Consider the following 25,555-nt stretch of genomic DNA (forward strand, 5'->3'; position numbering starts at 1 on the left):
CCGCTCCTTCCCCTTAAACAATTTTATCGTAAATGCATGTCCATTATAGCACACCCGTCCGGTTCCCAAAAAAACCTTTCCTTTTCGTGCCGGCCGGCATGAGTCCTCCTGCGGACGGGTGCGCATAAGAAAAACGTCTATCGACATACTTTCTCAGTAGACAGTCGGCGTTGAGATGAAATTTTTCTTGCAATATCAGGAAGCGACAGCTCCGTAGTTTATGCTTTCTGATAATATAAAAAATCCTGCAAAGCTGTGCTTCGCAGGATTTTAGACACGCAACTTATTTCGTTTGTTCTCCTTGCTGACGGGACGTAAGGGAAGCCAGACGGCTTTTTTCCTCTGCCAGCATTTCTTCGGCCAATTCCACGGCTTGTCCGTTCAAGCTGTTGCCCGCTTGGCGTACGGCCTGTTCCGTATGGACCAGACGGTTTTGCGCCTGCTCGATCATCCGTTCGTTCGGATGGGACATCGCCTGAGACACCGCATAATGCAGCTTCTCCACGGAATTTTGGGCTTGGGAAATCGGATTTTGCGATTGCAGGCTGGAATCGTATCTGGATGCCATGGGCTGCTCTCTCCTTCACTCGAAAAGTTGCTATCCACCCTATAGGATGGAGCTTCGCGCGAGGAACTATGCGTGATGCCCTCTTTTTCCTGCAATCCGGAACAACCGCGGTTTAATGGTCGCCGCGATTGCCCTTCGACGGATTGGTGATGACGAAACCTTCCTCAGGGAAATACAAATAATCGATCTTGACCCCGTCCAGCATCGGCTCGTTCCGGTCCAGCAGCACATCGATGTTTTTGTCCGTGCTGACGACTTCGTCGTTTTCGCCCGGCTTGTCCAAATCCAATCCATAGTGGGCGTGATCTCCGTGGGCATGCGTGACGAGCACGCGAAGCTTCAGATCGCGGTTTTCCTCTTTATCCAGTTCTTTTTGCAGCACTTTGGCCGCATTGCGCGTAATTTTGCATTTCATCGCTTCACGACATCTCCCGTTCCTGAGGATAAAATCATATTGCCCAATCAACAGCAACATGCCGGCCGGCGCCAAGCTTGCGCGCCGCTGCATGTACCTTTTATCTTAAAAGAATCCGTGCAAGCCCGCAAGGACCGCTTCAGCGGCTGCCTCCCGGCGGAGGCAGCTTGATGGACGGATACTTCCGTTCCATTCGGGCGACGAACCAGCCCATGACAATAAGCGTGACGCCGATATCGTCAATCGGGACAAAAGGCATCACGTCCGGCAAAACCCAATACAGCCCGACCGGAACCAAAAAAAGAAGCTTGTCCACAAAGGAAACTTGCGGGGAAGTGAGATACATCCATAATTGGCCGGGCATATGCGACAGGCGCCTGATCGACAGCAGTTTTCTCCATTTCATGCTCACCGCTCCCTTCATCTGGCCTTTCGGGGCACCTTTACGATCATCACAAGAGGAGACAACCACTCCGATACGGCTGCGGCCGCCTCCTCACCTGTAGTATACGTATCTTTACAGAAAATGTTTCATTAACCTTTTCATATCGACATCAGTTCGCCGACGACCAATCCCGTTTCCAGAGCGATGTTGTCGAAATCCTCCAAAGGAAGCGGATTTTTGCCGAGCCCGATCTCGACGGTAAATCCCGGGCGCCTGAATTCCTGGATAAACCAGTCCTTATACCCCGCATCGCTGCCTTCCAGCTTCACGGGACGGTAACCGCTGGCCTGGCCGAGCCTTCGCGACCATTCCCGGCTTTCCTTCGGTTCGTAATTGCGGTAGTTCCAATAAATCTCCTGCCCCTGACTGTGCAGCGAAACGGCCGCATCCGGCGACGTTTTGACCGTAAACGCCGCAAGCGCCTCCGCTTCCGGCTCGGACAATGGCGAAGTGCCCGCATAGTCCCTTGGCCCGGGGGATTTTTTCCCGCGCCGCTGGACCTCTTCGTCCCAATGGGCAGGAAACTGGTCGCCCAGATCGACGCCGTTGATGTTGGCCTTCCAGTGGCGGTAATCGCTTCGGCCTCCATTCCATGCCGTCAGCATGCCGTAATACGGATTGCTCGGCTGGACGCCCTCCTGGACCAGTTCCACCCCGTCCGGATTGACCATCGGCACGACCCAAAGGGTGCACTGCTCGAACCACTGGCGGGGATCGTAGCCGTTCCAGCGCATGCCCGACTTCAGGGCCGCCGCATACTCCTCTATGAAATGCATGATGCACGGGGTCGTGATCCATTCGTTGGCATGGATGGAAGCGTTCACATGAATCGCCTTTTTCCCGTTGCCGATTTTGACGTAAGGGATCGGCTTGCCCAGCACGCTTTCGCCGATCGTTCCCGAGGAAAGCCGCGGATACGCCTCCGACAGCCTGACGATGTCGCGGCACAGATGCCTATAGCCGTATTCTCCTTCAAGGCGGACGATCCGGTCGCTTTCGGCATGGGGCAGCACCAGCACCCGCCCCTCCGGAAAATAGCTGCGGGAAAGCCCGGGATTCATTTCGAACAAGGAAGCCTCCTGAATGCGAAAAGCAGCCGCTACCTTATCCGGGCTGTCTCCCGGCTGTATGACATATCTCCTCCGCGGGGAGGACGGCAAAAATATGATTTGTCCCGGCACCAGGTAAGGCTGTTCTCCAACCCAAGGATTCGCATTGATAATATGGGTGCGGGATAACCCTCTGCTGGCGGCGATCCGATCCAGCGTATCCCCTTTGTTAACGGTATATTGCTGCATGGCGTCTTCCTTTCCTGCGGACTGCGCGGCAGCCGCATGTGATCGTGCTTTATTGATTTTATGACGCCCATGCCTTGGACCATGCTTCTATGCCCCACCAAGCGAAGCTTTGGTTTCGATTTGAGGGGCACCGTACCTGAAGGGGGTTGATCGAACGAAGCCCATCCAACCAAAAAAAGGAAAAGGCTCGCGGCGATTCCGGAGCCCTTTCCTTGGCTTAGTCTTCCATGAATTTTGAAACCTGCCAGACGACGGGAGTTCGCCGGATTTGCTCGCCCAACCATGTTTTGGCGATTTTCTGGAACATTTCCGGGTCTCCGCTGCAAAAAAATTGATGCACGGGGCTTTCGTCGCTGCTTGCAAGCTGCCCCTTGTCGTACAGGATCGTGCTGACCTCCCTCGCCGTCTCGTCCGCCGAGCTGATCAGCTTCACCTGCTCTCCCATGACCTCTTGTATCGTATCTCTCAAAAACGGATAATGCGTGCAGCCCAAAATCAGGCAGTCGATCGAAGAGCTTCGCATGTTTTGGAGGGATGCCTCAACGACGGACGTCGTTTCGTTCGACCGGAATTGTCCCTGTTCCACAAGCGGAACAAGCCCGGGGCAAGCTTCGCTCACCACGTGCACATAAGGGGAAAGCTGCTTCAAGGCCGCCGTGTACGCGCCGCTCCGGATCGTTCCGATCGTACCGATGACGCCGATATGACCGGTTTTCGTGGCGCTGATGGCCGCCCTTGCACCGGGGTGAATTACGCCGATGACCGGAATGGGCACCTTTTCCGAAATATATTCCAGCGCCGCGGCCGTTGCCGTGTTGCAGGCGATGACGATCGCCTTGGGATTGAACTGGCTGAGAAAATCAACGATTTGTTCCGTAAATTTTCTTACTTCTTCGGACGAACGGGGTCCGTATGGCGTGCGGGCGGTATCTCCGAAATAAATGATTTTTTCCCGTGGGAGCTGTCTCATGATTTCTTTGACGACCGTCAATCCCCCCACGCCCGAGTCTAATATCGCGATTGCTTGCTGCACGAACACACCGCTTCCTTCTTGTCGATTTATGCTCTTTCATTTGCTAACATATGAATGGATGATGCCAAAGGTACCTCCGGCATTTACGCTAATAATGCAAAATAAGGCGGAAGCCGCTGCCCGCGCAAAAACGCAGCAAAAGCAGGCCCGGTTATCCCCTGCCCATGGGGAACGGACCCGCCCGCAACGCCTGCCGATTACAGCTCTCCGGCGTCTTCTTTCGAATCTTTGCTTGAGACGATGGTCTTTTCGCCGCTTTCCAGGATCGATGAGATTTGAGCCAGCCCGACCTCTTCTTCGTCTTCGTCCGTCTTGCGCCATCCGCGGATATCCGAAATGACGTTGCCGGCCGTGTCCTTCACCCTCTCGATCAAGGTAACGCCCTGCTCGCTGACCTTCCCTGCAAACTCCTGCGTTTTCGTGCCGATCGTTCTTGCGCCTTCAGCGATATCTTGGCGAAGTTCCTTGCCGGATTTCGGCGCCAAGAGAAGTGCCGTGACCGAACCTACCACGCTGCCGATTAACGCGCCCCACAACAAGCTTTTGTTTTTTTCCTTCATCGCTCTGATCTCTCCTTTGCGCTCAGGCATCCTCGTCCGCAGGGGATGGCGACTGCCGTTTGATGGATTGCCATACGGATAACCCCGCATCAAGCCACCGGAAAGCTTCCGCCAGACGAAGCTCGTTTTCCCGGCGCGCTTTTTCCAAGCGTTCCATGGCCGTATCGGTCACGAGCTGCGCAATAGCGTCCGCCCGCTGGACCGTGTTCGACAGGCTTTCGCCCGCAAGCTTCAGCGACTCGCAGAACGGCTTGACTTCCTCGGTCCTGGCTTTCAGCTGGGAAAGCGTCGCCGAGGTCTGCGCAAGCAGCTCCTTGGACTCGGCGGCAAGCTGCGAAATCTCATGCCCCGCTTTTCCAAGCACATCCTCGGTTCGAAGCAGCACTCTCCGGATCGTGTGCAGCAGAATCAGCCCAAAAACGGCGAATATCGCGAATCCGCAGGCAAACCCTATGGCGCCCCATTCCGACATGACGGTGTCACTCCCTTCACCCTTACGGGCTAATGCCCATTTGTTAGGATATTATAAGCACGGGGAGATTGTCCTGACACAAAGGACTAGGCGTATTTCGAAAAAAAATCGGCCCGCGAAAAAACAACAAGCCCGATCCGGTCTTCAGGATGGGCTTAAGCAGTCCATGCAGGCTTTAAGAAACGACGATTAATGTCCAAGCTCTTGCCGGATATATTCCCGCACCTGAACGGCAAATCGGTCCAGAATGTCCGGCAGCACCGGCGTGAGCGGGTGAATCTCGGCGCGATTCCAGGAATAGTATTCCTGAACCAACGGCTTGCGGAGGCCGACCAGCTCGCGAAGCACGCGGTAAATGTCGTCATCGAATACCTTCTCTTCATGGTTGATTTCCATAATATCTTCGTAGCTGCTGGCATCCCGCATAATAAAGCCGTCGATCAAATAACTGCCGACATCGGTAACGACCTCGATCGCCAAATGCAGCGCCCGTTCCTGAACCATGCCGAGCATGACGCTGCCATCCCAGGCTTCAGCCGTCCGCTTGAGAGCTTCGGCAATTTCCGGAATCGCGTCCAGACGAAGCTGAATCTGCTCCTGATTTACATAATACACGGTTTGTACCTCCAAGCTGCGAATGTTATTTGCCTTTTTTGCCGCGGCGCTTCAGCCAGAAAAACATGACGAAAATCGCTGCGACAAATACGACAAGCAGGAACAATGTTTCCATTGGATATTCCAGATCGCTCATAATTCGTACTTCCTATCTGCTAGATTTCGTAATCAACGCTAAGGGATAATTCTTTCGTTTCGTTCAAATGGCGAATGACTTCCTGATGGACGGGATGCACTTGGTATGCCTGCAAATCGTCCAGGGAAGCAAATTCAGTCACCAGGGCGATATCGAACGAACGTTCCGAATGAACGATGTCAACGCCTACCTCGATCGCGCGCAGCTGCGGGATCTTCCCTTCCATGGCACGCAATACGGCCGCCGTTTTGTCAACGCTTTCCGGAGATCGGTCTTGCAATTTAATGAAAACGATATGCTTGATCATGGCCTGTTCTCCTTGTACGAGTCGTAAGGTTACAAAAAAAATATACCATATCCTCCCGCTTTGGGAAAGAGAAGCATCCCGGAGGTCAGTGTCAAGCTAGCGTGGGCAGTCATTTAAGATGCCTGGAACGCGAACCCCGAAGGAACCTCTTCCTTGTAAGCGCTTTGCTTCGTTCTTTCATCAAACACAAGTGATTTGTCAGAATTTTTTGCCGTTATCCGCGAAGTGCTTTGAGTGCCATACCCGTTGTGCTGCTTTGCTTCGGTCCTTGCAGCATGCGAATCATTCCAGCGATACAACCCTTGACCGGTTGCGTCACGTTCTTGAGCAATTGCCGCATGTTTATCGACTGCTGCGGCGTTGCCTGCTTACTCGCTTGTCCTTCAACCGTTCTTACCACCGTGCCCGCTTCTTGAATCCTCATCATCGTCCTCAGCATCGCCCTGACGCCTCGCTCACTCCAACTGTACCCGCCACGCTTCGTCCGCTTGGCGAATATACGCATCTGCGATTCCGCGCTTCCCATCGGGCGCATGCCGCTTGTGTCGATCCCCTTCGCCTGGAGTGTTTTTCGGTAGTCGTCCAAATGCTTCTCATGCCGCTTTAGAAATCTTTTATACGGCTTCCAATCCTTCCGGTTCTCTTCCGCTATCTCTTGCTCCGACACGCCTTCCAGGACCGCCATAAGCGCGGCTGCATCCTGTTTGGCCAAAGACCGTCTCACGGTCTCCCACACCTGCGGCAAATGACCAACAAAGCGTTTCAAATCACGCGCCACATGAAAGCGGTCCAGCATGTACAGACATTGGTGAAAGTAGGATGTACATTCCCCGATCCACGCCGCGCCGTCTCCGTTCACCACAAGCCACGTGTTCTCGTCGATTTCGTAACGCTCCACCAGAAAGTCCCCGAACCCTTCCCAGAAGTCGCCGCCGCTCGTATGCAGGTAATGCTGTTTGTTCTTCAGCTGTACCCGCTTGCCGTTCTTCTCCCAGCCTTCGTGTACGACTGCAATTGCGTTCTCCATCCCGCGCTTTTTGCTCCGCTGCAGCTTCGTGTACAGCCCATCCACTTCCACGAACAGCACGCGGGCAGCGCGCCGTTTCACCGCTGGCATCGGCTGTTGCGCACGCTCCATCAGTTTTTCCCTGATCGCTTGGTGGCTCAGCACATTGTAGCCCAAAAGCTGCTCCAGCCGCTTTGCGCTGTCCCGGTACGACGGTCCTTGGCTTGCGAATGCGATTGCTGTCTCTTCCAAATGCGGACTGACTTTCCCGCGCCCTTCGAATTGCAACAGCTGATCCAGCAGATACACGTGTTTGCCGCTTCTACGGTCACAGTACAATCTCCGCTTAAAGCGCACATTCCCGAACACTGTGTTGACGCTTGTTTCACGCTCGTCCTTTACTCGATAACGCTCTCGGTCCCGTTGCTCCAGGATCTGCTGATCCAGCGCCTCCAGCACCTGCTTCATCGCACGAGCGAATTCCTCCTGCATTTTCCGGAAAATCCATTGCTCAATCTCTTTCATCGTCGGCATTATTGTGGTAAAGTGGCTCACAGGAGCTTCCTCCTTCTTGGTGTGTTGTGCGTCAAACATCACTTTACCAAGGGAGAAGCTCTTTTTCTATATCCGCTTTTTCCAATTCCTACACCCACAGAGATTTTACACTATCTCCCGGAGAGGTTATCGTTTCGGCGGGTCCTGCTCTTTATCGCTGTCTTTGTTTTTAAGCACCGCTATCATTCTCCGCAATTTGTCGGGCATGGGCAGTCCAAGCCGTCCGTAGTTTTCCGTGATCGATATCAGCTCGTTCGCCAAATAGAAATAAATAGCTCCCGTCTCGAGGACATCGGTCCCCCCCATTAGAAGCACGTCCATCTGATGGGCCAAAACAATGACCACCAGCATAAGTGCCTTCCGGGTCAAGCCCCAGAAGCCGACGTCGCTTTTCAATCCGGAGCCTTCCTTGATCGAAGCCAGTAAACCGGTCACGTAATCGACCACGATGGTGAACAAAAAAAACCACAGCAACGGATCCCATCCCCCGAATGCAATCGCGATAATACTGCCGGCGAGCGCGCTGATGCTATTGACGGCAAGTAAATTCATAAAACTGCGCCTCCCTTCCTATCATCTTCTATATCTTATGAAGGGAGGACGCGTTCTGCGAAGCCGGATCGCCTTAATTGCCGGCCTATTTCATAGATTCGCGCGAGGTAGCGGATGCTGCTGTGGTATATTTTATGTCGTAAAAATGCAAGATTACCGTTCGTCGTTCCAGAAGTTCATCGGCTTCATATCGTTTGTCAGCGGCTTAAACGTGTAACCTTCCGCCTGAATGGCCTTGATCAGCTGCGGCAAAACCGTTACCGTCGCATGCTGGTCGTGGAACAAGACGATCGGGGTGACTCCTTTTTTCTTCATGTTTTTGACGTCTCTCATGACGTTGTCGTAAATTTTTTGCGGGTTGCTTTGGTATCTCCAGTCATTGGAGTCGATGTTCCAATCCCACAGGCGATAACCGTAAGCAGCCGTCTGGTCGCGGTAAGCTTTCGTAAAATACGGTTTGCTGCCGTAAGGCACCCGGATCAGCTTCGTGTACACGTTCGCGGCCTGGTGCAGTTTGGCATTGTCCATGTTCATTTCGTTCAGCGCCGAAGACGGCGATGCATAGAACTTGTCCTTCTGATGCGTCATGCCGTGCAAGCCTACGCCGTGCCCTTCCTTGACGATGCGCGCCACGGATGCGGGATGATGGGAGATTTGGTTGCCGAGCATGAAAAACGTCGCTTTTACATTATACTGTTTCAAAACATTGAGCAGCTGCGGCGTATACGGGGACGGACCGTCGTCAAAGGTAATATAAATCGTTCTCGCTCCTGCCGCCGGCTTGGTCGTTGGAGCCGGAGTCTTCGGCTTATGCTGCTGGATATAACCGGCGTATTTGTTTGCCAGCTGCGCATCCGTCAGCGCTGCCCCGCCGTTTATTGCGCGGTACAGGTTTTGTTTCGGCAAATACGACAGCGCAAACCCGAACTTTTGGCTTAAAATCCGGAACGAAATGAACGTTCTGCCGTTTTTGACGAGCGTGTTTTTGCCGTCTGCCGGAAGCGTCGCCGAAGCGCCGCCCCGATGGGTCAGCTTCACGTTCCCCTTTGCGTATTGCACCGTAAGATTCATGGCCGATGCGGTTTGAACCAAAGGAACGTATAAAGTGCCTTTATGTATGATGGGCGACATTGGATAAGTAACCAGCGTGTCGTTCACGGCAACGAATACGGACGACGTCGCGGCGCCCGCCGAACTCCCCGCCGCAGTCGCGCTGCCTTGTCCGGCGGAAAAAATGCAGCCGAAGACCAGGATCAGGGATAACATCCATTTGGAGCATTGCAAAACCTTTTTCACTTCTCTCTACCAACCTTTTACGCGTATTTTGCATAGATTTGCAGTCTCAAGGAATCTATTAAACCATTTTCCTCAAATCCAAACTTCGAATCTAGCAATCTAGTTCCTCTGCATTGTACCCGACTCCGCCGGTCGTTTCAATTTCAATTCAGTAACCATTGCTGTCATCTTTTCGTAAATATTAGGAAATGAAGGAGATTCGTGGAATCCTATTTGTGACCAACAGCCTGCAAATGTCGTAAAACACATAACGCACTAGGAAGAAAGGCATAAAAATGGGCGATAGTTACTATTGAAAAGAAGCCTTATAAAATGTAGAATTTGAAGAAAAATCTTCGGAGGAAATATGCCTACACAACAAGAACAGCATTCAATTCAGGCGTGGTCTCTGATCAACCGCAAATATTTGGGAAAAGGCATCCGCGTCAAACGCTTCCGCAAGCCTTCCCGCTGCCAGATCCGCAACCGGGTGTTGCTGGCGGTGCTGATGGTCAACGACATCAAGCTATCGCAGCTTGCCGAGGAGCTCGGCGTCTCCTCCCGAAGCGTCAGCGCCTGGGTGTATGAAGGCCGGATCCCCGGCAAAAAAAATCTGGACAAAGTATGCCAGTTTCTCGGGTATCCCCACCATATCCTGTTTAACCGCTCCGTTACTTCGAGCAGCCCGATCATATGTCAGCCTTCACCGTCCAGATTTATGCGGAGAACGTTAACCCGTTCGCCTGTCGACAACAAAATTTTAACGGGGCTTTGCATGGTCCATGACCTTTCGGTCAGCGACGTCAGCGAATGGATGGACATCCACCCCGGCACGTTTCGCAAATGGCTGCACCAAGGAACGTTGCCATCCCCAAGCTTTCAGGACCGGGCCGAGCTTTTTTTCCGCATCCCGAAATTCATCCTGTTTGCGGACTGCGTTTTAAACGAATCCTAACCAAATACGGCGTTTACCAAGCCAACCCCTTGGCAAACAGCTCTATGATCCGGCAATCCTTCCGGCTTATAGAGCTGTTTTCGTTTGGGCATATTAACTACGGCTTCAGACAGAGCCATGTCTCGGACGATAAGCTCGAAAAAATAATCGCTCACCCGAAAGTTAACGTTGACGTTAACGTTAAACAGGATTAAAATGATGAATGTCATAAAACAAACGCGAAGGGAGGAAAGACATGCATGAGTACAAAATCGATGATGTCGCCCGGGAATGCGGGTTGACCAAGAGAACGATTCGTTACTATGAAGAGCTTGGCGTCTTTCCTCCCCCTGACCGGAGCGAAGGCGGCATCCGGATTTATACCCGGGAGCATATCGATTATTTGAAGAAAATCGTCGTTGCCAAGGAAATCCTCGGCTTCAGTCTGCAAGAGCTTGTACACTATCTGTCCGTCTCGGATGCATACAAAAAGCATCACAAGTCCTACCTCGACACTAACGACCGGAAAGAACAGAAATCCAAGCTAGCGCATATGCAGCAGTCGCTCGACAGGCAAATCGAATTGATTCGCAACAAAATCGAAAAAATGAAGGCGATGCAGACCGAGCTGGAACGTACGAAGGACCGTCTCGACGCTTTCATGCAAACATTCGATGGGGAGAACGGCCCGAAGCAGCTGGACTAGGAGCAATGGGGTCTTTTTTTCTGCCGTAAAGCCTGTAGCTTTCGTTTTTTGCGGTACGTGCTTCTGAAAATTGAAAAACCATTTACGCAAAGTGAGGTAATGTATTCCATGTCTAAAGCAACTGAACCTTTGGAACTTGAACAGAGGAAAGCCGGGCTGCTGTCCCAGCCCAAAGCGGTATGGGCGATCGCCTTTGCCTGCGTCATCTCTTTTATGGGTCTCGGACTCGTCGACCCGATTTTGCCTGCGATCGCCGCGCAGCTGCATGCCAGCAAAAGCCAGGTATCCCTCCTGTTTACCAGCTACAATCTTGTGACAGGCGTAGCGATGCTCATTACCGGCGTCATTTCCAGCCGGATCGGCATCAAAAAAACATTGCTTACCGGTATTTTTCTCATCATCATTTTCTCGGCGCTTGGCGGTTTCTCGGGCACGATTGGCCAAATCGTCGGCTTCCGCGGCGGCTGGGGACTGGGCAACGCCCTGTTTATTGCCACCGCCTTGTCCGCCATCGTCGGCCTGTCCACGTCCGGCACGGCTAAAGCGATCATCCTGTACGAAGCCGCGCTCGGCCTCGGCATTTCGGTCGGACCGCTGCTTGGCGGAGAGCTCGGCTCCATCAGCTGGCGCGGACCGTTTTTCGGCGTTGCGGTCCTTATGCTTCTTGCTTTCATCTTCATCATCTTTATGCTTCCGTCCATTCCGAAGCCGAAAAAAGCCAGCACCCTGGCCGACCCGTTCAAAGCGCTGTCCTACCCGGCCCTGCTGACGCTCGGAATCACCGCATTCCTGTACAACTTCGGCTTTTTCACGCTGATGGCCTACTCTCCGTACGTCATGGAACTGGATGAGCACGGCCTCGGTTACGTCTTCTTCGGATGGGGCATCCTGCTTGCCTTCACGTCCGTATTTGTCGCTCCGAAGCTGCAGAAACGGTTTAGCGTCGTGAAATCGATTTGCGCGGTGCTTACGCTGTTTACGATCGTCCTCATCATCATGGGGATCGGCACGTACAACCACTCGCCGAAAACCGTCATCGTCTGCGTCATCGTGGCCGGCATTTTCCTCGGCATCAACAACACGCTGATCACGACGGCCGTCATGCAGGCCGCACCGGTGGAACGTTCCGTCGCATCGGCATCTTACAGCTTCGTCCGTTTCCTTGGGGGCGCCGTTTCTCCTTGGCTCGCCGGCAAGCTTTCGGAGTGGTACCATGCGGAAACGCCGTTTTATTTTGGCGGCTTGATGGTATTTATTGGTGTCATCGTTTTACTTGCCAGCCGCCGTCATCTGAAGCATGTTGACCGGGCGGAAGGCCATTAAAAGGAGGTCCTCTTCATGTATAATCGAATTCTCGTGCCGCTTGACGGTTCCGAGCATGCCCGCCGCGCGCTGGATACGGCCGTACGGCTCATGCAAAGCTTGAAAAACGCGCCGGAGCTGGCAATTCTTCATGTGAATCCCTCCATCTCCATTAACGAGCCGCCTGTAGGCATCGATTTGGAGGAGCACATCCGGCAAGAAGGAAAAAAAGTGTTGGATCCGGCCACGGCATCCCTCTCCAAGCAGGGGATCGGTTTCGAAACGTACACCAAAACCGGAGACCCCGCTTCCGTCATTTGCAAAACGGCCGAGGAGCAGCACGCCGACCTGATCGTCATGGGCAGCCGGGGCATCGGCCTGATGTCGGAACTGCTGATCGGCAGCGTCAGCCACAGCGTCGTGCAGCATGCCCACTGTCCGGTCATGATCGTCAGATAACAAGTTCGAAAGGCACGCCAAAAAGGGTATCCCCGAAGGTTCAGCGAACCTGGGGGTACCCTTTTTTTGTCCGAAAAGCGGCTCCGGCGGAGGAGATTTAACCGAACCTTCCCGAAATGTAATCCTGCGTCATCTGCTGCGCGGGATTCGTAAAGATTTTTTCCGTCGTATCATGCTCCATCAGGCTTCCCAAATAAAAATACGCGGTGTAATCGGAAATGCGCGCCGCCTGCTGCATGTTATGGGTGACGATGACAATGCTGAGTTCCTTTTTCAGCTCGGTAATCAGCTCTTCGACTTTCGCCGTCGATACCGGGTCAAGCGCCGATGCCGGCTCGTCGAGCAGCAAAATGCCCGGTTTGACGGATAAGGCCCTTGCGATGCACAGACGTTGCTGCTGGCCGCCGGACAAGGACAAGGCCGACTGCTTCAGGCGGTCTTTGACCTCGTCCCACAGCGCCGCTTTGCGCAGGCTTGTCTCCACGATTTCATCCAGCTCTTTTTTGTTTTTGATGCCATGGTATTTTGGTCCGAAGGCGATATTTTCGTAAATCGATTTATAAAACGGGTTTGGCTTCTGCCAGACCATGCCGATTTTTTGGCGGAGCTGAATGACGTCGGTGCCCGGGTCGTTGATGTCCACCCCGTCGATCCAGATGCGCCCTTTGATTTTGGCCTGGGAAATTTCGTCGTTCATCCGGTTCAAGGAGCGCAGAAACGTCGATTTGCCGCAGCCCGAAGGACCGATCAGGGCGGTGACGCTTTTTTCCGGGAAACTCAGGCTTATATTTTTAACCGCTTCGTATTGCCCGTAAAATACGCTGAGATGTTCTGTTCGAAACGTTGCGTTGTTCATGTATGATGTCCCTCCTATCCCATGCGCTTGGAAGCTGTCATCGCTTTGTACAACACGCCGCCAAGCCACCTAGCGAACAGATTAAACAGCAGCACGAGAATGACGAGCACGGCCGATGCGCCTGCGGCGATTTGGGCCGCGTCCGGCGCCAGGCCTTCGCTGTTGATTTTCCAAATATGCACGGCAAGCGTTTCGGCCGGACGGAACGGATTGATCGGCGACGTCGGGCTAAGCGGGTTCCAATTGGTGAAATCCAGGCGCGGTGTGGACATCCCTGCCGTAAAGAGCAGCGCTGCCGCTTCCCCGAACACCCTGCCGGCAGCAAGAACCGTACCGGTCACGATGCTTGGAAGAGCCACCGGGAACAGGACCGAGGAAATGATTTTCCATTTGGACAGCCCGAGCGCAAGCCCCGCCTCCTTCTGCTCCTTCGGCACGCTGCGGAACGCCTGCTCCGTAATCCGCACCATCAGCGGCAGGTTGAAAATCGTCAGCACCAACGCGCCGGAGAACAGCGAAAATCCGAATCCGAACGTATTGACGATCAGCAGCAGGCCGAACAAACCGACCACGATCGACGGAAACGAGGACAACACTTCGACGACCAGGCGGATCGTGCCGGTGATTTTGCCCGGCTTCGCGTATTCGGCCATGTAAATCCCTGCGCCGAGTCCGAGCGGAATCGTAATGATCAGGGTCAGAACCAGCAAAAACAAGGAGTTGAACAGCTGCGGCCCGATGCCGCCTCCGGCGCGGATCGTTTGCGGAACGGAGGTCAGGAAATGCCAGTCGATATGGCTGAGCCCCCGCACCAGAATAAAGCCGATCAGCCCTACGAGCACCGCGACGATCAACAAGGAAAACACCACGATGAAGAAAGTTGCAATTTTGTCGGTCAGTTTCGCTCTCAAATCCGATGTCTCCTTTCCAAAAGCCGGACGATCATAACGAATACGAAGGTCATGAACATCAGCGCAAGCGCCATGCTCCACAGCGCGTTGCTGTGCGCGGATCCCATGACGGTGTTGCCCATATCCAGCGTAATGACGCTCGTAAGCGTCGATGCCGATTCAAACAGCGACCGCGGAATATGCGGCGCGTTGCCGATAACCATCTGAACGGCCAGCGCTTCGCCGAAGGCGCGAGCCATCCCCAGCACGACGCCCGTCAGAATAGAAGGCAAAACGGTTGGCAAAATAACTCTGGAGATCGTCTGCCAGCGGGTCGCCCCCAGCGCAAACGAAGACTCCTTCAGGCCGCGCGGCAGCGACGCCAGCGCGTCCGACGCCACGCTCGTGATCGTCGGCAAAATCATGACGGAAAGAACGATGGCCCCCGCCGCGATCCCGATCCCTTGTCCGGGGAACACGTTCCGCAAAAAAGGCACGACGACGGTCAGGCCGATAAAGCCGTAAACGACCGAAGGGATGCCGGCGAGCAGCTCGATGACGGGCTGCAGCAGCTTTTTACCCCAGCCGGGCACGATTTCGGTCATGAACAGCGAAGCGCAGATGCTGAGCGGGCTTGCGATCAGTGCAGCCAGCACCGACGTGGCGAACGACCCGAAGATAAACGGCAGCACGCCGTACATCGGCTCGCCGTTATTGCCTTCCGGGTCCCAGGTGGTGCCGAACAAAAAATCGCTCAGGCTGACGCCATCGCGAAAGAAAGTCGCAAGTCCTTTGGACGCGACGAAATAGACGATGGATAATATGATGACAATGAGCAGAGCCGCGCAAATGAACGTATAGCTCCGGCCCGCGACATCTTCAGCATGATGTTTTTTCCAGCGGGTGCCGCGCGCAGGCTGAACTTGAACAGGCCTTTCATCAATGGTTTTCATCGTTGTCCTTCTTTCTAATGTGAAAATAGAGGCGAAATTCCCTTTCGCCTCTTTCTTGCCATGAGGTTTTGCGCTCGGTCAGGGCTTACTTGGTAATGTTGCCTTCGACGTCGCGTTTGACTTCCATTTTGCTGACCGGAATGTAGCCAAGCTCTACGACGTCACCGTTTTGAACGGCATCCGAAGCGATGTAATCAAGGAATGCTTTGACTTCAGGCTTAGGTTCGCCTTTCGTGTACATATGCTCGTAAGCCCATACCGGATATTTGCCGGACGTTACGTTTTCAACCGTTGCTTCCACGCCTTCGTATTTGAGCACTTTCACTTTGTCGTCCAGGTAAGACAGTGCCAGGTATCCGATCGCCCCTGGGCTTTCAGCCACGATTTTTTTAACCGTGCCGGAGGATTCTTCCTGGATGGAACCTTTCAGATCTTCGGTCGAAGTGCCAAGCGCGTATTTTTCGAAAGTTTTGCGTGTGCCGGAGCTTGCCGGACGGTTGACGATGACGATTTTTTCGTCTTTGCCGCCGACTTCTTTCCAGTTCGTGACTTTACCCGTGAAAATATCGACCAGCTGCTGCTTCGTCAGGCTGTCTACGCCGACGTCCGGATTGGTTACCGCCGCCATGGCCACAACCGCCACCTGATGGTCAACCAGGTCCTTGGCTTCGTCTTTCAGCTTTTCTTCCGCAAATACGTCGGAGTTGCCGATGTCGGCTTGCCCGCCTGCAACTTGCGTCAAACCGGTGCCGCTGCCGCCGCCTTGCACTTGAACCTGGATTTTGGAATATTGGGATTCCGCCATGAATTTTTGCGCAGCTTGTTCGACGAGCGGTTGAAGCGCCGTCGAGCCGACCGCCAGGATCGAGCCGCTCAGTTCCGTGGCCGAGGATTTATCGTCTGTCGCAGCTCCGGAAGCGCTGCTCGTGTCTTCGGTATTTTTGCTGCCGCATGCGGCCAGCATAACAACCAGCGCCAACGTGCACAGCATGAGAAGCGATTTTTTCATCTTGATCATCTTTTGGTTCCCCCTGTTTTTGAGTGATCTCCCGGCAGCTCTCTTTGCTGCCTACAAACTCATTGTAGTTCCCTATCGTTTTATGAAATGTCGCGTTTTGTAAAATGAAGAATAAAAAAATATATAATCTATTTATAATTAAATAGAATAAATCTATAATAGTAGTTAAGAATTTGATGATCACCAGGGGGATCCCCATGAATTTGTTAAAATTGCACATCCTCGTTCTGATCGAGAAACTGAAAAAAGTGACGGACGTGGCACGGGAGCTGGATATGAAGCAGCCGACCGTGACGTTTCATATGAAAAGCCTGGAGGAAGAGTTGGGGGTAGCCTTGTTTGAGACGAAAAGGGGCCGCATCTGGCTGACCGAGGCCGGGAAGGCGCTGTATCCGTATGCGGTGAAAATGACGGCGATGGCGCAGGAAGCCCGCAAAGCGGTTCAGGATTACGCGGATCTCAACAAAGGGCGCTTGCACATCGGGGCCGACGGCATGATGGGGTCTTACGTGCTTCCGGAGCTGATCAGCGGCTTTTGCAGCCTGCATCCGGGCGTCCAAATCGAATTGAACGTCACACCCACCCGCCTCGTCAAAGAGCGGCTGCTGAACCAGGAAACCGATTTGGCGTTTTATTATGCCGAAGCCGAGGGTTCGCCGGACGGGCAGAAGCCGGTAAAAGAAGAAAAGATCTCAATAGATCGCATCGAGCTTATTTTTTCCGGAACACATGCGTTTGCCGGACTCAAGTCGGTGACGCAGAAGCTCATCGCCCAGCAGTTTTTCGCGCAGCACGGCGAGGGGGCGTTTATGACGGACTACTCGCGCGCGTATGCGGCCGCTTCCGGGATCCATCTTTGGGAGCGGACGGCGGCCGATTCGCCGGAAATCGTAAAAAACATGGTGCGGTCCGGTGAATTCATCAGCCTGTTCCCGCTTTCCGGTATCCGGGAGGAGCTTGCGTCCGGTGCGCTCCGTTCGCTGCCGCTGCCCGGACAGGCCGATCCAACCGTGACCGGCGTGCTTGCGTACCATGCCGATCAGCCGGCTTCGCCCGTTTGCGAAAGGTTTATCCAATACGTGCGGGAACAGGCCGAAAACGGATAAAGGGGCATCTCCCCGGATCATTTGGATCTTGAGAGACGCCCCTTTTTATCTTTTTATATTGAAGAAAAACAGCCCTGCTTCGATTCAAAATGTGATGCCAACATTTCTACACCGGCGCCGCAAATTTGCTCCGGCTCCACAGCCACATCGGCGTATGGATGTCGATCGGGCACAGCCCGCTGCCCTGCAGCAGCTCTTCCCATCTGGAAGCCGTAAGCTCCCGGGCCTTCGGGGCGGCCGCTTCCTCCTCGGTCAGGATCCCGAGTTTGACGCTGGATTGAAGGACATGGGTGTCCGGTGCCACCGTAATGCATTCCCGGTCCGGAAAGGCAACGTCCGTGTACTGTTCCATCACGTACAGCCAGTAGTTCATGATTTTGTCGCCGCCCAGATAAGGGAAGCTTTTTTTATGCTGCATGATATGCTGCTTGATCCGGAGGACGGAATTCCCGTTTTGGCGGAAAAGGTTCCGCAAGTCCCCGTCCAGCAAATCCATGATCGTGACGCACAGCGTCCGCCAGACGGCGGGCTGCTTGTTCGGTTGAAGCGCGACCTTATATTTCAGCAGCTTTTCCCGCAGCTCCTCCGCATCCATGGCAGCGGCCGCCGCCGGATCAAACACGTCCATCGTGTCCGGATCGTTAAACGTCCGGTGAGCGCTCTCCCAAAGCGCATACGAATTCCGCTGGTAATTCAGCGCCATCGGCAGCGTAAAATAATGATAGCTTGCCGCCGATGATGGATCCAGGGGCGGGTGTTCGTCCTCGGGCATCTTCTCGCCGCCAAGCTTCCCCTGTTGATGAAGTAAAATTAATTTCGTTATATCCCGTAAAATATCGTCCCTGCTCCGCAGCATGCATCCTTGGCTCCTCTCAAAACGGCGTCCCCTTTTTGACCGTCAGCAGCGGCAGCAGCAAATACAACCCGTAAGCAAACGCCATCCAAATGACGAAGGCCAGCAGCTGTTCATTGGACAACCCTGCAAAAAAGACGCCCTTATTCCATATCACAAACGTGTCCAGGATTAAACCGACGGCACTGCCCACCACGCCAAGCCTCACGGCCGCGTAGGGATTCGGATCGAACCGGCGAAATAACGCAAACACGACGTACAGCACGACTCCCGTCGCGGCCTCCAGCAAAAGAAACGGCAGCCAAAAGCTCTGCCGGTACGGGCTGACCAGCACCATGCCGCCAAAAAAAACAAAAAACAGCGTCGCCCCAAGCCATACCACCACCGAAAACAACAGCGTCAATCCCATTTTTTCCGAAAACATGCCCAATCCATTGCTCCCTTCCATACAAAAATAGATGTTAGTCCGTTCCAGCCTTCCTAAGTAAACGCTCAAAGAAAACGCCCAGCTCCGCAAACACCTTTTCCCGGTCCAGCTCGGGGGACACCAGGCTCTGCACGGCCAAGCCGTCAAAAATCGCGTTAATGACAATGGCCCACACCTCGAACGACATGCCCATAAGGCGGCCTTCCGCCTCGTTTGCGGCGATCGCGGCCCCCGGCTGCTCTTGGCGCCGATCCCCGCCCTTCGGCAGATCCGTTTGCTGCCGCTCCCCGCTCCCGGAAGGCTCCGCCAAAGGCGGCGTTTGTGCCGGGAAGGCAAGCTGCCGCAGCTTCTCCGCCAGCACCCCGTTTTCGAACGAAATCAGGGCGCCAAGCTCCTTCCTCGTTTCTTCATGTTTCAGGCCGAACACGACAAGCGATAGAAACAAGCGGTGAAAAAAGGAATCGGACCCTCCCCGTTCTTTGGCCGCTCCCAGCGCCTCCGACACGACAAACTCCTTGCTCTGCAAAGCAGAGAACGCATTCCATGAGCGTTCGCAAACATCTTTGACAACGTCCAGCATGAGCCGGTCTTTCGTCTGGAAATGATAATACACCGTTCCTTGCGTTACCCCTATGCGCTCCGCCACCATTTTTAAAGTCAATTTCTCCAAACCCTGCTCCACGATGCATTGTTTGGCTGCTTCGATCAGCTCCTGCTTGGAAACGACATTCGGTTTAGCCATGAGTATGATCTCCTTTTTTTCATCAAGTTAGTTATCTGACTAACTCACTAACAATATATACCATACGCCGAGAAAAAGTAAAGACGGATTTTTAACCTAAGTTGACCGGAAGTCCAAACGGAACATGCCAAAAGGCTCGCAAGCTGCTTTTTAAAGCAATCTGCGAGCCTGTTTCCGAGAAGCGGCCGGGATCGCCCGAGAACCGCTAGAAACATGCCAAAATTTCTTACAACAACTCAAACGTAAGGTCCGGCATATTCCCTGCCGCCGCAGGTTCAAACGTTGGTTCAAGATAACCCATTTCCAAGACGGCAACGATCCGTTCATCTTTTTGGACACCCAAACGCCCGGCACAAGTTCTGTCATAGATCCAATCATTCATCGTCATGCGGACATGGAGATTGTTTTCCCGCGCCAGCAGGCGAAAATTCTGCATAAGGCAGCAGGCCGCCGCAACATCTTCCTCCCTTTTATGAAGGTCATGCTCTTCTTTTACGACCAATACCAGGCAGGCTGGAGCCTGATCTTGCAAGCCGCGCATGATGTCCATGCTGCCGGGTCCCATGAAGATAAAGCGCCAAGGCTCCCGCAGTCCGTCGTTCGGAGCCCATACGGCTATATTCAATAAATCGAGTACGTGATTTTCCGACACGGATTTATCGCTATATTTTAATGAATGGACTTCGCCGGAACCGGTTTTAGCATCATTCAACAAGTCCCCCTCCTCCTCCCGGCAAAACGGTCCATTTCTTTTCCGCTCGCGTCCTTGCCCTGGCCTTCGGCATTTTATCGAAAAATCCGAGGTGAAAAATCCCGACAAGCCTCTCTTCGGGCTTCATGTGGAACAGATCGAATAACTCTTTGCTTTGGATCATCGGTTCCGTGTCCCACAGCACTCCAAGCCGCCGCTGCCAGGCCACAAGCTGAAAATTTTGCATGATCCCGCAAACCGCAGCATAATTCAGGTCGCTTTCCCTCCTGTCCGGACCGGTGACGGCAATGACGGCAAGATGGCCCGGTATATCGGTGAACCTTTTCCGGACGAAATCCCGTACTTTCTCCGGCAGCCATTTGACCAGCCTGTTCTTCACCATAGGCTCCAGCATGCAAGCGGCCAGACGCTCCCTGGAATCCGGCGTTCCCGCATACACGCACCGGAAAGCGGCGGCCTCCCCGGATGAATACAGCCGCTGCGCCTCGCGAAGCAATGTGAACACCAGCTCCGGGTCCACGGGGGATGAACGAAACCTGCGGATGCTTCTGCGCTCCTGGATCGTCTTCATGATATCCATTTTATTTTCCCCCCGGCTTTTGTTCGCCCGAACCGCCCGTCAAGCTGCTCAATTCCCCTGCCCAACGAACGACGCCGTCCCTGATCGCGCCTGCCGGATCCGGGTCCGACACGGGCACCGCCCAGGCGATATGGCCGTCCGGACGGATCAAAGCGGTGTGAACATCGTCCCAATGGGGCGCTTTCGCCGCCAATGAAGCTTCGATCACTTGAAGATGCCCATAACGATCCCACTCACCGCTGTTTTTCGCGTCCGAAGACAGATGCAGCAAAAGAAACTTGCCTGACCGGAGCAGTTGATAAGTGCTGGCCAAATCGCCGTTTTTCAGCCGCAGAATCAGTTCTGTCGAACGCTTTCCGTTTAAAGCATGGTACGGCGCTTGGTCATCGGGCGCGTAGTGGACATTGAAGGCGGAAATTTGCTCCGCCATCTGACGGTTCACCTCCGGATGAAGAAGAAGTTTCGACATGATGCTCCGGAGTTCCATGACGCCGGGACTCGTATCCATCAGCGTAAACTGCGCTTCCGTATTGCCCAGCATCGCCGTGCTCCAAGGAAAACGCTCTGCTTGATAGCTGTCGAGCAGCCACTCCGGCGCCCAGCCTTGAACCGCTCCGGCGAGTTTCCATCCCAGGTTCACCGCTTCCTGAAGGCCGACGTTCATCCCCTGCCCTCCCGCCGGAAAATGAATATGTGCGGCATCTCCCGCGAGAAACAGCCGATTGTCCCGATAGCGGCCCGCTTGCCGCGTGGCATTCCCGAAACGCGACGCCCACTTCGCTTCAGTTAGCCCAAAATCGCTTCCCGCCGTCCGCATCAGCGCCGATCGCAATTCTTCCAACGTAACCGGCTCGTGTTTGGATGCAGACGATCTTTCCGGATCCAGCATCAATATTCGATAAGTCGTCGAATCGATAGGGAAAATCGATACGATTCCCTTCTCCGCCATGCGGGAGACAACGCTCATCGGCGGAAGGCCGGGAAGGGCGGCATCCGCCAAAATAGCCATAAATGTCGCGTCGTGGCCCTCGAACGGTATGCCCGCTTGTTTTCGGACCAAACTTTTGGCCCCGTCCGTGCCGACGACGTACGCGGATCTGAGCGTACTCTCCCCCTGAGGGCCCGACATGCGCACGGCAACGCCTTCCTCATCCTGATGCACGGATAAAGCTTCCGTTTCCCTCCGTATTTCTACGCCCAAGTCCAGCGCCCACTGCTCCAGCACTTCTTCCGTTTCGCTTTGCGGCAAAAATAAGGTGTGATTGGAGGATGAATCCAAAACCGAAAAGTCCAAGGGCGTATCCAATGAGGCAAAATGCCCCATCGGCAAACGGCGCCCTCTATCCAGCAGCTTCGATTTCAAGCCGCGCATATCCATGATTTCAAGCGTTCGCGGATGAACGGTAAGCGCGCGCGAAAACGACGTGGTGCTTTTTAATCGTTCCAGTATGCAGACGTTGACGCCGGCCAAAGCCAACTCTCCTGCCAGCATCATGCCAACGGGTCCTCCGCCGATCAGTATCACATCATAATCCATAGCCATGACCTCTTTCCCCAAACCCGAACTTGGAAGATAAAAGCGACAAAAGAGGGCCTCTCCAGGCCATGGACGGATCCACCGGCGTCTTTACCGCTGTCCTTAACGATAGAAGTCCGACAGATCTCCCAACAGCCGCTTTATAAAATCAAGTTCTGATTCGCTGTATTTGTCCAAAAACTCGTACATCCTCTGCTGTTCCCTGTGATGAAGTTCATCATGAAGGGCAAAAAGCTTTTTCCCGGCCGTCGTGAGCCGGAAATACACTTCTTTTTTGTTATCGTTGAGCTGCGTCTTGCGTACCCAGCCTGCGTTCAATAACTTGTTGGTAATTTTTGAGGTGTTTCCTTTGCTTAGATTCATCTTTTCGGCGATCGAAGTGACATTGATCGGCTCCTGCTCCCCGATGCATGCGATGGTGTGCAGCTCCGTCATGTTCAGGGTGGATTCCACTTCGATCGTTTTCCGGAGTTCTTCCAGAAAAACGGCGGTTTCCCGGTTCTCATATTGTTCCTTTTGCTCAAGGAATCGAATGAAATTGTCATGGATCGCAATTTTGACCATCCGGTTCGTATTGTTCATGATTTAGCAAACTCCTCGACTCGTTTTTTCTTAATTATATCTAAAATTAGTTTCATAAGAAACAATATGAGCGAACCGAAGGAATTTCAGCCCTGAATGAAACGGCTAATTCAGTTTTTCAGACCATGGATAACCCCCTTAATATTTTGTTATTGTTTCCAAAGAATAAATATAAATCGCTTAAATAAAATAAAATTTGGTCATGAAACTAAAATATTTATTCATGTGAAACAATTTTATTTTATGTTTTGTTTTTTTCTTTGTCAACTCGTTCCTGGGATGTGAGATCACTCGACCAAATGCCGGCGGCTCATCAACCGATTATTGTTCAAGTTGCCGATCCATGGCGCGGGAGATCCGCCAACCGCTTTCCGAGCGCCGGCCATCGAATCGTCTACGGTTATGGGCCAGCGAAAAAAGGCTCGCAAACCGCCTATCAGCAATCTGCAAGCCTTTTTAATTGTGATGAGTGAATGCCGCCCTGTCGCCTTTGTCGGATTGTTGTCTCGAACCAACGATCTTAATTATTAAGATAATGGGGTGAAAAAATAGCCTTTTATAAGTCCTGGAGGACCGCTTTCAAACCGGCTGCGGTTTGCGGCAGCTCCTTTTTCATCGATTGGCGCATAAAAAATTCGGCCACCTTCGGCACGTTGCCGACTTGAATGGCGAAATGAACCCGGCAGGACGCGTCGGAGATCGGCTCAATACGGTAGCTTTCGCGAAAGGATTGTTTTTCATTGGGCGCCGTCTCCAAGATCAGCAACTGATCCTGAACAAGTTCGGTCACGACCATCGTTTTTTCGCTTTTGAAGCCCGAGTATTTTCCGCTTTCGAAATATTCTGTCCCGACCCGGACCGGTCCTTCAGGCGTCACGCGGGTTTCGATAATGCCTTTAATCCAGGCAGCCCGTTCCTCCAGATCAATGAGGCGCGAAAAAACGCCGGAAGCAGGATAATCATAGGTTTCCGTATGCTCAAACGCAAGCATGGTCATCTTCCTTTCCTTCATGGGTATAGGAGTTAACGAAAGAGAATGGTCGATAAGGCACCCGTTAACGCCCGTTCCATTTCTTCCAGATCCGTTTCGGCAGCCTTGCTCCGCCATCCGATGTAACCGTCCGGCCGCACGATGACCGCTCCCGCCAAGGCGATTCCGTAAGCATCGAGAAAATCGTTCCCGGGATTGCCCAAATCACCTTCATGATCGCTAATCCGATAGATATCCATCGGAAGATGGAGCGCATCTTTGGCACGTCGAGCCGCATCCATCCAGTTTTGTCCTTCAGGGCCGACAAGCAGCACGAACCGGGAACCAAACAGGTCCAATGTTGAAAAGGTCTGACCGTCCCGCTCCAGAACGACGTGCGCCGCGCGGGTTCCCGGCTGCCCCGTCCATAACTCGGGCGACTGCACGTTAGGGAGGTGCTCCCCGCCGGATTCCGGCACGATCGCGCCTTCCGGGTAACGGTAACCCATGTTGACATGGAGGGTGTTGACGCTAATTCCCTCCGACCCTTCATGTTCGCGCTGCTGGGACAGCATGACGACCTGCTCCGCCGTGTAATCCGCAACGGGACGCCGCTCCGCATCGTAAGTGGCCAGCAAATCCGGACCGGCCTCCCCGCGCAAGACCGCGGCCAGCTTCCAGGCGAGATTTTGCGCCTCGGCGATGCCGGTATTGCCTCCCAAACCGCCGCTTGGAGGTTGAACCCTTGCCGAATCGCCGACCAAAAAAATGCGGCCTTGTTGAAAGCGGTCAGCGACGCGCGCAGCCATTTCCCAAGTCAGCACCTTTTTGACCGTTACGGGAATGCCCGGAATTCCGATCGCTGCCCGAATGAGCTCCACGCACCGTTCCTTCGGATAATCGGCGATGCTTTCCTCCTCCGGATCATATACAACGTCCAATCGGTACATATGAGGTCTTCTGTGCGTTCCAGGGTACAACACAAGGCTGCCGCTTGTCGTATCGTTGGCAAAAAAACACATATGCGCGTTTTGGCTTGCAAACAGTTCATGAATATCCGCATCGAAAACCATGCTGACCAGATGGCAAAGCGTCCCTTCCCCGTGCTGGCCAATGCCTAATTTGGCGCGGATCCCGCTTTTGCTTCCATCGGCCCCAACCAAATACTTCGCCCGAACCGTGCGCGTCTCCCCGCTGATCCGATCGCGAATGACGGCCGAAACGCCGTCCCCGTCGGCTTCAAACTCGATCATTTCCGTGTTGTATCGCAACCGGGCGCCGGCTTGCTCGGCCTGTTCCCGGAGGACGGGCTCCAGCAGGTCCTGGGCAATGCCGTTTCCTTCCACGGGACTAAGATCCGTAAAATAAGCGCTCATATCCTCCATCAGGTTATCAAACGTTTGTCCGGCCAAGCTTTCGACGAACATGACGCCGAATTCCCGCGGGAAGGGAGGCTCTTCGCGGCGGATCTCATCTTCGATTCCGGCCGAGCGGAATATTTCCAGCGTTCGGGCCGTCAGGCTCGACACGCGCGGGTGAATCGACGTTCCCGGATGGCGTTCGACGACCAAAGGCCGTATTCCCTGGCGCGCCAGAAAAAGGGAGAAGGAAAGCCCCACCAAGCTTCCTCCGACAACGAGGACAGGAACCGTTTCATCAAACGGGGAGTGATTCAGGAGTTTATTCATTCC

General features: G+C 53.7%; 30 protein-coding genes. 5 read left to right on the forward strand and 25 right to left on the reverse strand.

The genetic code is table 11. The features are described 5' to 3' along the window. Positions 1-283: 283 nt before the first annotated feature. The 12 genes from MKY58_RS18810 to MKY58_RS18865 all read right to left on the reverse strand — a co-directional run bounded on the left by MKY58_RS18810 (position 284) and on the right by MKY58_RS18865 (position 9,258). Positions 284-568, reverse strand: coding sequence for a hypothetical protein (locus tag MKY58_RS18810; RefSeq protein WP_339321587.1), 285 nt, complete (start codon positions 566-568; stop codon positions 284-286). A gap of 112 nt (positions 569-680) precedes the next feature. Further along, positions 681-983 (reverse strand): heme biosynthesis protein HemY, encoded by a 303-nt coding sequence (locus MKY58_RS18815; RefSeq protein WP_036706845.1) that lies wholly within the window; start codon positions 981-983, stop codon positions 681-683. A gap of 139 nt (positions 984-1,122) precedes the next feature. Further along, positions 1,123-1,389, reverse strand: coding sequence for a hypothetical protein (locus tag MKY58_RS18820; RefSeq protein ID WP_339321588.1), 267 nt, complete (start codon positions 1,387-1,389; stop codon positions 1,123-1,125). A gap of 137 nt (positions 1,390-1,526) precedes the next feature. After that, positions 1,527-2,726 (reverse strand): M14 family zinc carboxypeptidase, encoded by a 1,200-nt coding sequence (locus tag MKY58_RS18825; protein ID WP_339321589.1) that lies wholly within the window; start codon positions 2,724-2,726, stop codon positions 1,527-1,529. Positions 2,727-2,943: 217 nt separating this feature from the next. Then, positions 2,944-3,759 (reverse strand): glutamate racemase, encoded by an 816-nt coding sequence (racE, locus tag MKY58_RS18830; RefSeq protein WP_339321590.1) that lies wholly within the window; start codon positions 3,757-3,759, stop codon positions 2,944-2,946. A 197-nt stretch (positions 3,760-3,956) separates the two neighbouring features. After that, on the reverse strand, positions 3,957-4,319 hold the full coding sequence (locus MKY58_RS18835; protein WP_339321591.1) for a YtxH domain-containing protein: 363 nt from the start codon (positions 4,317-4,319) through the stop codon (positions 3,957-3,959). A gap of 22 nt (positions 4,320-4,341) precedes the next feature. Next, positions 4,342-4,791 carry a DUF948 domain-containing protein gene (locus tag MKY58_RS18840; protein WP_339321592.1) on the reverse strand — a complete coding sequence of 150 codons (450 nt, stop codon included), beginning with the start codon at positions 4,789-4,791 and terminating at the stop codon, positions 4,342-4,344. A gap of 189 nt (positions 4,792-4,980) precedes the next feature. After that, the gene (locus MKY58_RS18845; protein WP_339321593.1) at positions 4,981-5,406 is read right to left on the reverse strand and encodes a HepT-like ribonuclease domain-containing protein; all 426 of its coding nucleotides are present in this window, start codon (positions 5,404-5,406) and stop codon (positions 4,981-4,983) included. A 155-nt stretch (positions 5,407-5,561) separates the two neighbouring features. Next, positions 5,562-5,849 carry a Dabb family protein gene (locus MKY58_RS18850; protein WP_036706623.1) on the reverse strand — a complete coding sequence of 96 codons (288 nt, stop codon included), beginning with the start codon at positions 5,847-5,849 and terminating at the stop codon, positions 5,562-5,564. Positions 5,850-6,063: 214 nt separating this feature from the next. Then, positions 6,064-7,410 carry an ISLre2-like element ISTco1 family transposase gene (locus tag MKY58_RS18855; protein WP_339320778.1) on the reverse strand — a complete coding sequence of 449 codons (1,347 nt, stop codon included), beginning with the start codon at positions 7,408-7,410 and terminating at the stop codon, positions 6,064-6,066. A 126-nt stretch (positions 7,411-7,536) separates the two neighbouring features. After that, positions 7,537-7,962 (reverse strand): phage holin family protein, encoded by a 426-nt coding sequence (locus tag MKY58_RS18860; RefSeq protein WP_339321594.1) that lies wholly within the window; start codon positions 7,960-7,962, stop codon positions 7,537-7,539. Positions 7,963-8,115: 153 nt separating this feature from the next. Beyond that, the gene (locus MKY58_RS18865; RefSeq protein WP_339321595.1) at positions 8,116-9,258 is read right to left on the reverse strand and encodes a polysaccharide deacetylase family protein; all 1,143 of its coding nucleotides are present in this window, start codon (positions 9,256-9,258) and stop codon (positions 8,116-8,118) included. Between the two features lie 346 nt (positions 9,259-9,604). On the opposite strand from MKY58_RS18865, the gene MKY58_RS18870 reads away from it, so the two are divergent. The 4 genes from MKY58_RS18870 to MKY58_RS18885 all read left to right on the forward strand — a co-directional run bounded on the left by MKY58_RS18870 (position 9,605) and on the right by MKY58_RS18885 (position 12,638). Next, entirely contained in the window at positions 9,605-10,192 is a 588-nt protein-coding gene (locus MKY58_RS18870; protein ID WP_212951379.1) for a helix-turn-helix transcriptional regulator, read from the forward strand. A 235-nt stretch (positions 10,193-10,427) separates the two neighbouring features. Next, the gene (locus MKY58_RS18875) at positions 10,428-10,877 is read left to right on the forward strand and encodes a MerR family transcriptional regulator (protein ID WP_339321596.1); all 450 of its coding nucleotides are present in this window, start codon (positions 10,428-10,430) and stop codon (positions 10,875-10,877) included. A 108-nt stretch (positions 10,878-10,985) separates the two neighbouring features. Next, a complete protein-coding gene (locus tag MKY58_RS18880; protein WP_339321597.1) occupies positions 10,986-12,200 on the forward strand; it encodes an MFS transporter in 1,215 nt (404 codons plus the stop codon). 15 nt (positions 12,201-12,215) lie between these two features. Continuing rightward, entirely contained in the window at positions 12,216-12,638 is a 423-nt protein-coding gene (locus MKY58_RS18885; protein ID WP_339321598.1) for a universal stress protein, read from the forward strand. 97 nt (positions 12,639-12,735) lie between these two features. On the opposite strand, the gene pstB is transcribed toward MKY58_RS18885, so the two are convergent. The 4 genes from pstB to MKY58_RS18905 all read right to left on the reverse strand — a co-directional run bounded on the left by pstB (position 12,736) and on the right by MKY58_RS18905 (position 16,346). Continuing rightward, the gene (gene pstB / locus MKY58_RS18890) at positions 12,736-13,494 is read right to left on the reverse strand and encodes a phosphate ABC transporter ATP-binding protein PstB (protein ID WP_339321599.1); all 759 of its coding nucleotides are present in this window, start codon (positions 13,492-13,494) and stop codon (positions 12,736-12,738) included. A gap of 14 nt (positions 13,495-13,508) precedes the next feature. Continuing rightward, complete coding sequence (pstA, locus tag MKY58_RS18895; RefSeq protein WP_339321600.1) at positions 13,509-14,405, reverse strand: phosphate ABC transporter permease PstA; 897 nt, start codon at positions 14,403-14,405, stop codon at positions 13,509-13,511. Further along, entirely contained in the window at positions 14,402-15,337 is a 936-nt protein-coding gene (gene pstC, locus MKY58_RS18900) for a phosphate ABC transporter permease subunit PstC (RefSeq protein WP_339321601.1), read from the reverse strand. The genes pstA and pstC overlap by 4 nt, the downstream gene beginning before the upstream one ends. An 85-nt stretch (positions 15,338-15,422) precedes the next feature. Beyond that, positions 15,423-16,346: a phosphate ABC transporter substrate-binding protein gene (locus MKY58_RS18905; protein ID WP_339325201.1), complete on the reverse strand. Its 924-nt coding sequence runs from the start codon at positions 16,344-16,346 to the stop codon at positions 15,423-15,425. Between the two features lie 206 nt (positions 16,347-16,552). Here MKY58_RS18905 and MKY58_RS18910 point away from each other — a divergent pair, with 206 nt between their 5' ends. Then, positions 16,553-17,461 (forward strand): LysR family transcriptional regulator, encoded by a 909-nt coding sequence (locus tag MKY58_RS18910; RefSeq protein ID WP_339321602.1) that lies wholly within the window; start codon positions 16,553-16,555, stop codon positions 17,459-17,461. A gap of 106 nt (positions 17,462-17,567) precedes the next feature. Here the strand turns inward: MKY58_RS18910 and MKY58_RS18915 are convergent, their stop codons facing one another. The 9 genes from MKY58_RS18915 to MKY58_RS18955 form a co-directional block, all read right to left on the reverse strand. Next, positions 17,568-18,317, reverse strand: coding sequence for a hypothetical protein (locus MKY58_RS18915; RefSeq protein ID WP_339321603.1), 750 nt, complete (start codon positions 18,315-18,317; stop codon positions 17,568-17,570). A 16-nt stretch (positions 18,318-18,333) separates the two neighbouring features. Beyond that, positions 18,334-18,738 carry a hypothetical protein gene (locus tag MKY58_RS18920; RefSeq protein WP_339321604.1) on the reverse strand — a complete coding sequence of 135 codons (405 nt, stop codon included), beginning with the start codon at positions 18,736-18,738 and terminating at the stop codon, positions 18,334-18,336. A gap of 37 nt (positions 18,739-18,775) precedes the next feature. Beyond that, positions 18,776-19,483 carry a TetR/AcrR family transcriptional regulator gene (locus MKY58_RS18925; RefSeq protein ID WP_339321605.1) on the reverse strand — a complete coding sequence of 236 codons (708 nt, stop codon included), beginning with the start codon at positions 19,481-19,483 and terminating at the stop codon, positions 18,776-18,778. 226 nt (positions 19,484-19,709) lie between these two features. After that, entirely contained in the window at positions 19,710-20,195 is a 486-nt protein-coding gene (locus MKY58_RS18930; protein ID WP_339321606.1) for a hypothetical protein, read from the reverse strand. Beyond that, positions 20,188-20,775: a nitroreductase family protein gene (locus tag MKY58_RS18935; RefSeq protein ID WP_339321607.1), complete on the reverse strand. Its 588-nt coding sequence runs from the start codon at positions 20,773-20,775 to the stop codon at positions 20,188-20,190. Before MKY58_RS18935 ends, MKY58_RS18930 begins: the two co-directional genes overlap by 8 nt. A 1-nt stretch (position 20,776) precedes the next feature. Continuing rightward, positions 20,777-22,312 carry a monooxygenase gene (locus tag MKY58_RS18940; protein WP_339321608.1) on the reverse strand — a complete coding sequence of 512 codons (1,536 nt, stop codon included), beginning with the start codon at positions 22,310-22,312 and terminating at the stop codon, positions 20,777-20,779. 102 nt (positions 22,313-22,414) lie between these two features. After that, on the reverse strand, positions 22,415-22,894 hold the full coding sequence (locus MKY58_RS18945) for a MarR family transcriptional regulator (RefSeq protein WP_339321609.1): 480 nt from the start codon (positions 22,892-22,894) through the stop codon (positions 22,415-22,417). A gap of 556 nt (positions 22,895-23,450) precedes the next feature. Further along, positions 23,451-23,885 carry an SRPBCC family protein gene (locus MKY58_RS18950; RefSeq protein ID WP_339321610.1) on the reverse strand — a complete coding sequence of 145 codons (435 nt, stop codon included), beginning with the start codon at positions 23,883-23,885 and terminating at the stop codon, positions 23,451-23,453. A 32-nt stretch (positions 23,886-23,917) separates the two neighbouring features. Continuing rightward, positions 23,918-25,552, reverse strand: coding sequence for an FAD-dependent monooxygenase (locus MKY58_RS18955; RefSeq protein WP_339321611.1), 1,635 nt, complete (start codon positions 25,550-25,552; stop codon positions 23,918-23,920). Positions 25,553-25,555: the final 3 nt, after the last annotated feature.

The sequence above is a fragment of the Paenibacillus sp. FSL W8-0194 genome (genome assembly GCF_037969745.1).
GTDB lineage: Bacteria > Bacillota > Bacilli > Paenibacillales > Paenibacillaceae > Paenibacillus_AQ > Paenibacillus_AQ cookii.

Coding starts and splice junctions, on each gene's coding strand:
- MKY58_RS18945 (WP_339321609.1), bottom strand. CDS start 22,894: ATGAACAATACGAACCGGATGGTCAAAATTGCGATCCATGACAATTTC.
- pstC (WP_339321601.1), bottom strand. CDS start 15,337: ATGAAAACCATTGATGAAAGGCCTGTTCAAGTTCAGCCTGCGCGCGGC.
- MKY58_RS18840 (WP_339321592.1), bottom strand. CDS start 4,791: ATGTCGGAATGGGGCGCCATAGGGTTTGCCTGCGGATTCGCGATATTC.
- MKY58_RS18955 (WP_339321611.1), bottom strand. CDS start 25,552: ATGAATAAACTCCTGAATCACTCCCCGTTTGATGAAACGGTTCCTGTC.
- MKY58_RS18850 (WP_036706623.1), bottom strand. CDS start 5,849: ATGATCAAGCATATCGTTTTCATTAAATTGCAAGACCGATCTCCGGAA.
- MKY58_RS18915 (WP_339321603.1), bottom strand. CDS start 18,317: ATGCTGCGGAGCAGGGACGATATTTTACGGGATATAACGAAATTAATT.
- MKY58_RS18935 (WP_339321607.1), bottom strand. CDS start 20,775: ATGGATATCATGAAGACGATCCAGGAGCGCAGAAGCATCCGCAGGTTT.
- MKY58_RS18875 (WP_339321596.1), top strand. CDS start 10,428: ATGCATGAGTACAAAATCGATGATGTCGCCCGGGAATGCGGGTTGACC.
- MKY58_RS18940 (WP_339321608.1), bottom strand. CDS start 22,312: ATGGATTATGATGTGATACTGATCGGCGGAGGACCCGTTGGCATGATG.
- MKY58_RS18920 (WP_339321604.1), bottom strand. CDS start 18,738: ATGTTTTCGGAAAAAATGGGATTGACGCTGTTGTTTTCGGTGGTGGTA.
- MKY58_RS18825 (WP_339321589.1), bottom strand. CDS start 2,726: ATGCAGCAATATACCGTTAACAAAGGGGATACGCTGGATCGGATCGCC.
- MKY58_RS18870 (WP_212951379.1), top strand. CDS start 9,605: ATGCCTACACAACAAGAACAGCATTCAATTCAGGCGTGGTCTCTGATC.
- MKY58_RS18880 (WP_339321597.1), top strand. CDS start 10,986: ATGTCTAAAGCAACTGAACCTTTGGAACTTGAACAGAGGAAAGCCGGG.
- MKY58_RS18810 (WP_339321587.1), bottom strand. CDS start 568: ATGGCATCCAGATACGATTCCAGCCTGCAATCGCAAAATCCGATTTCC.
- MKY58_RS18820 (WP_339321588.1), bottom strand. CDS start 1,389: ATGAAATGGAGAAAACTGCTGTCGATCAGGCGCCTGTCGCATATGCCC.
- MKY58_RS18950 (WP_339321610.1), bottom strand. CDS start 23,885: ATGCTTGCGTTTGAGCATACGGAAACCTATGATTATCCTGCTTCCGGC.
- pstB (WP_339321599.1), bottom strand. CDS start 13,494: ATGAACAACGCAACGTTTCGAACAGAACATCTCAGCGTATTTTACGGG.
- MKY58_RS18815 (WP_036706845.1), bottom strand. CDS start 983: ATGAAATGCAAAATTACGCGCAATGCGGCCAAAGTGCTGCAAAAAGAA.
- MKY58_RS18885 (WP_339321598.1), top strand. CDS start 12,216: ATGTATAATCGAATTCTCGTGCCGCTTGACGGTTCCGAGCATGCCCGC.
- MKY58_RS18905 (WP_339325201.1), bottom strand. CDS start 16,346: ATGAAAAAATCGCTTCTCATGCTGTGCACGTTGGCGCTGGTTGTTATG.
- MKY58_RS18925 (WP_339321605.1), bottom strand. CDS start 19,483: ATGGCTAAACCGAATGTCGTTTCCAAGCAGGAGCTGATCGAAGCAGCC.
- MKY58_RS18835 (WP_339321591.1), bottom strand. CDS start 4,319: ATGAAGGAAAAAAACAAAAGCTTGTTGTGGGGCGCGTTAATCGGCAGC.
- MKY58_RS18860 (WP_339321594.1), bottom strand. CDS start 7,962: ATGAATTTACTTGCCGTCAATAGCATCAGCGCGCTCGCCGGCAGTATT.
- MKY58_RS18910 (WP_339321602.1), top strand. CDS start 16,553: ATGAATTTGTTAAAATTGCACATCCTCGTTCTGATCGAGAAACTGAAA.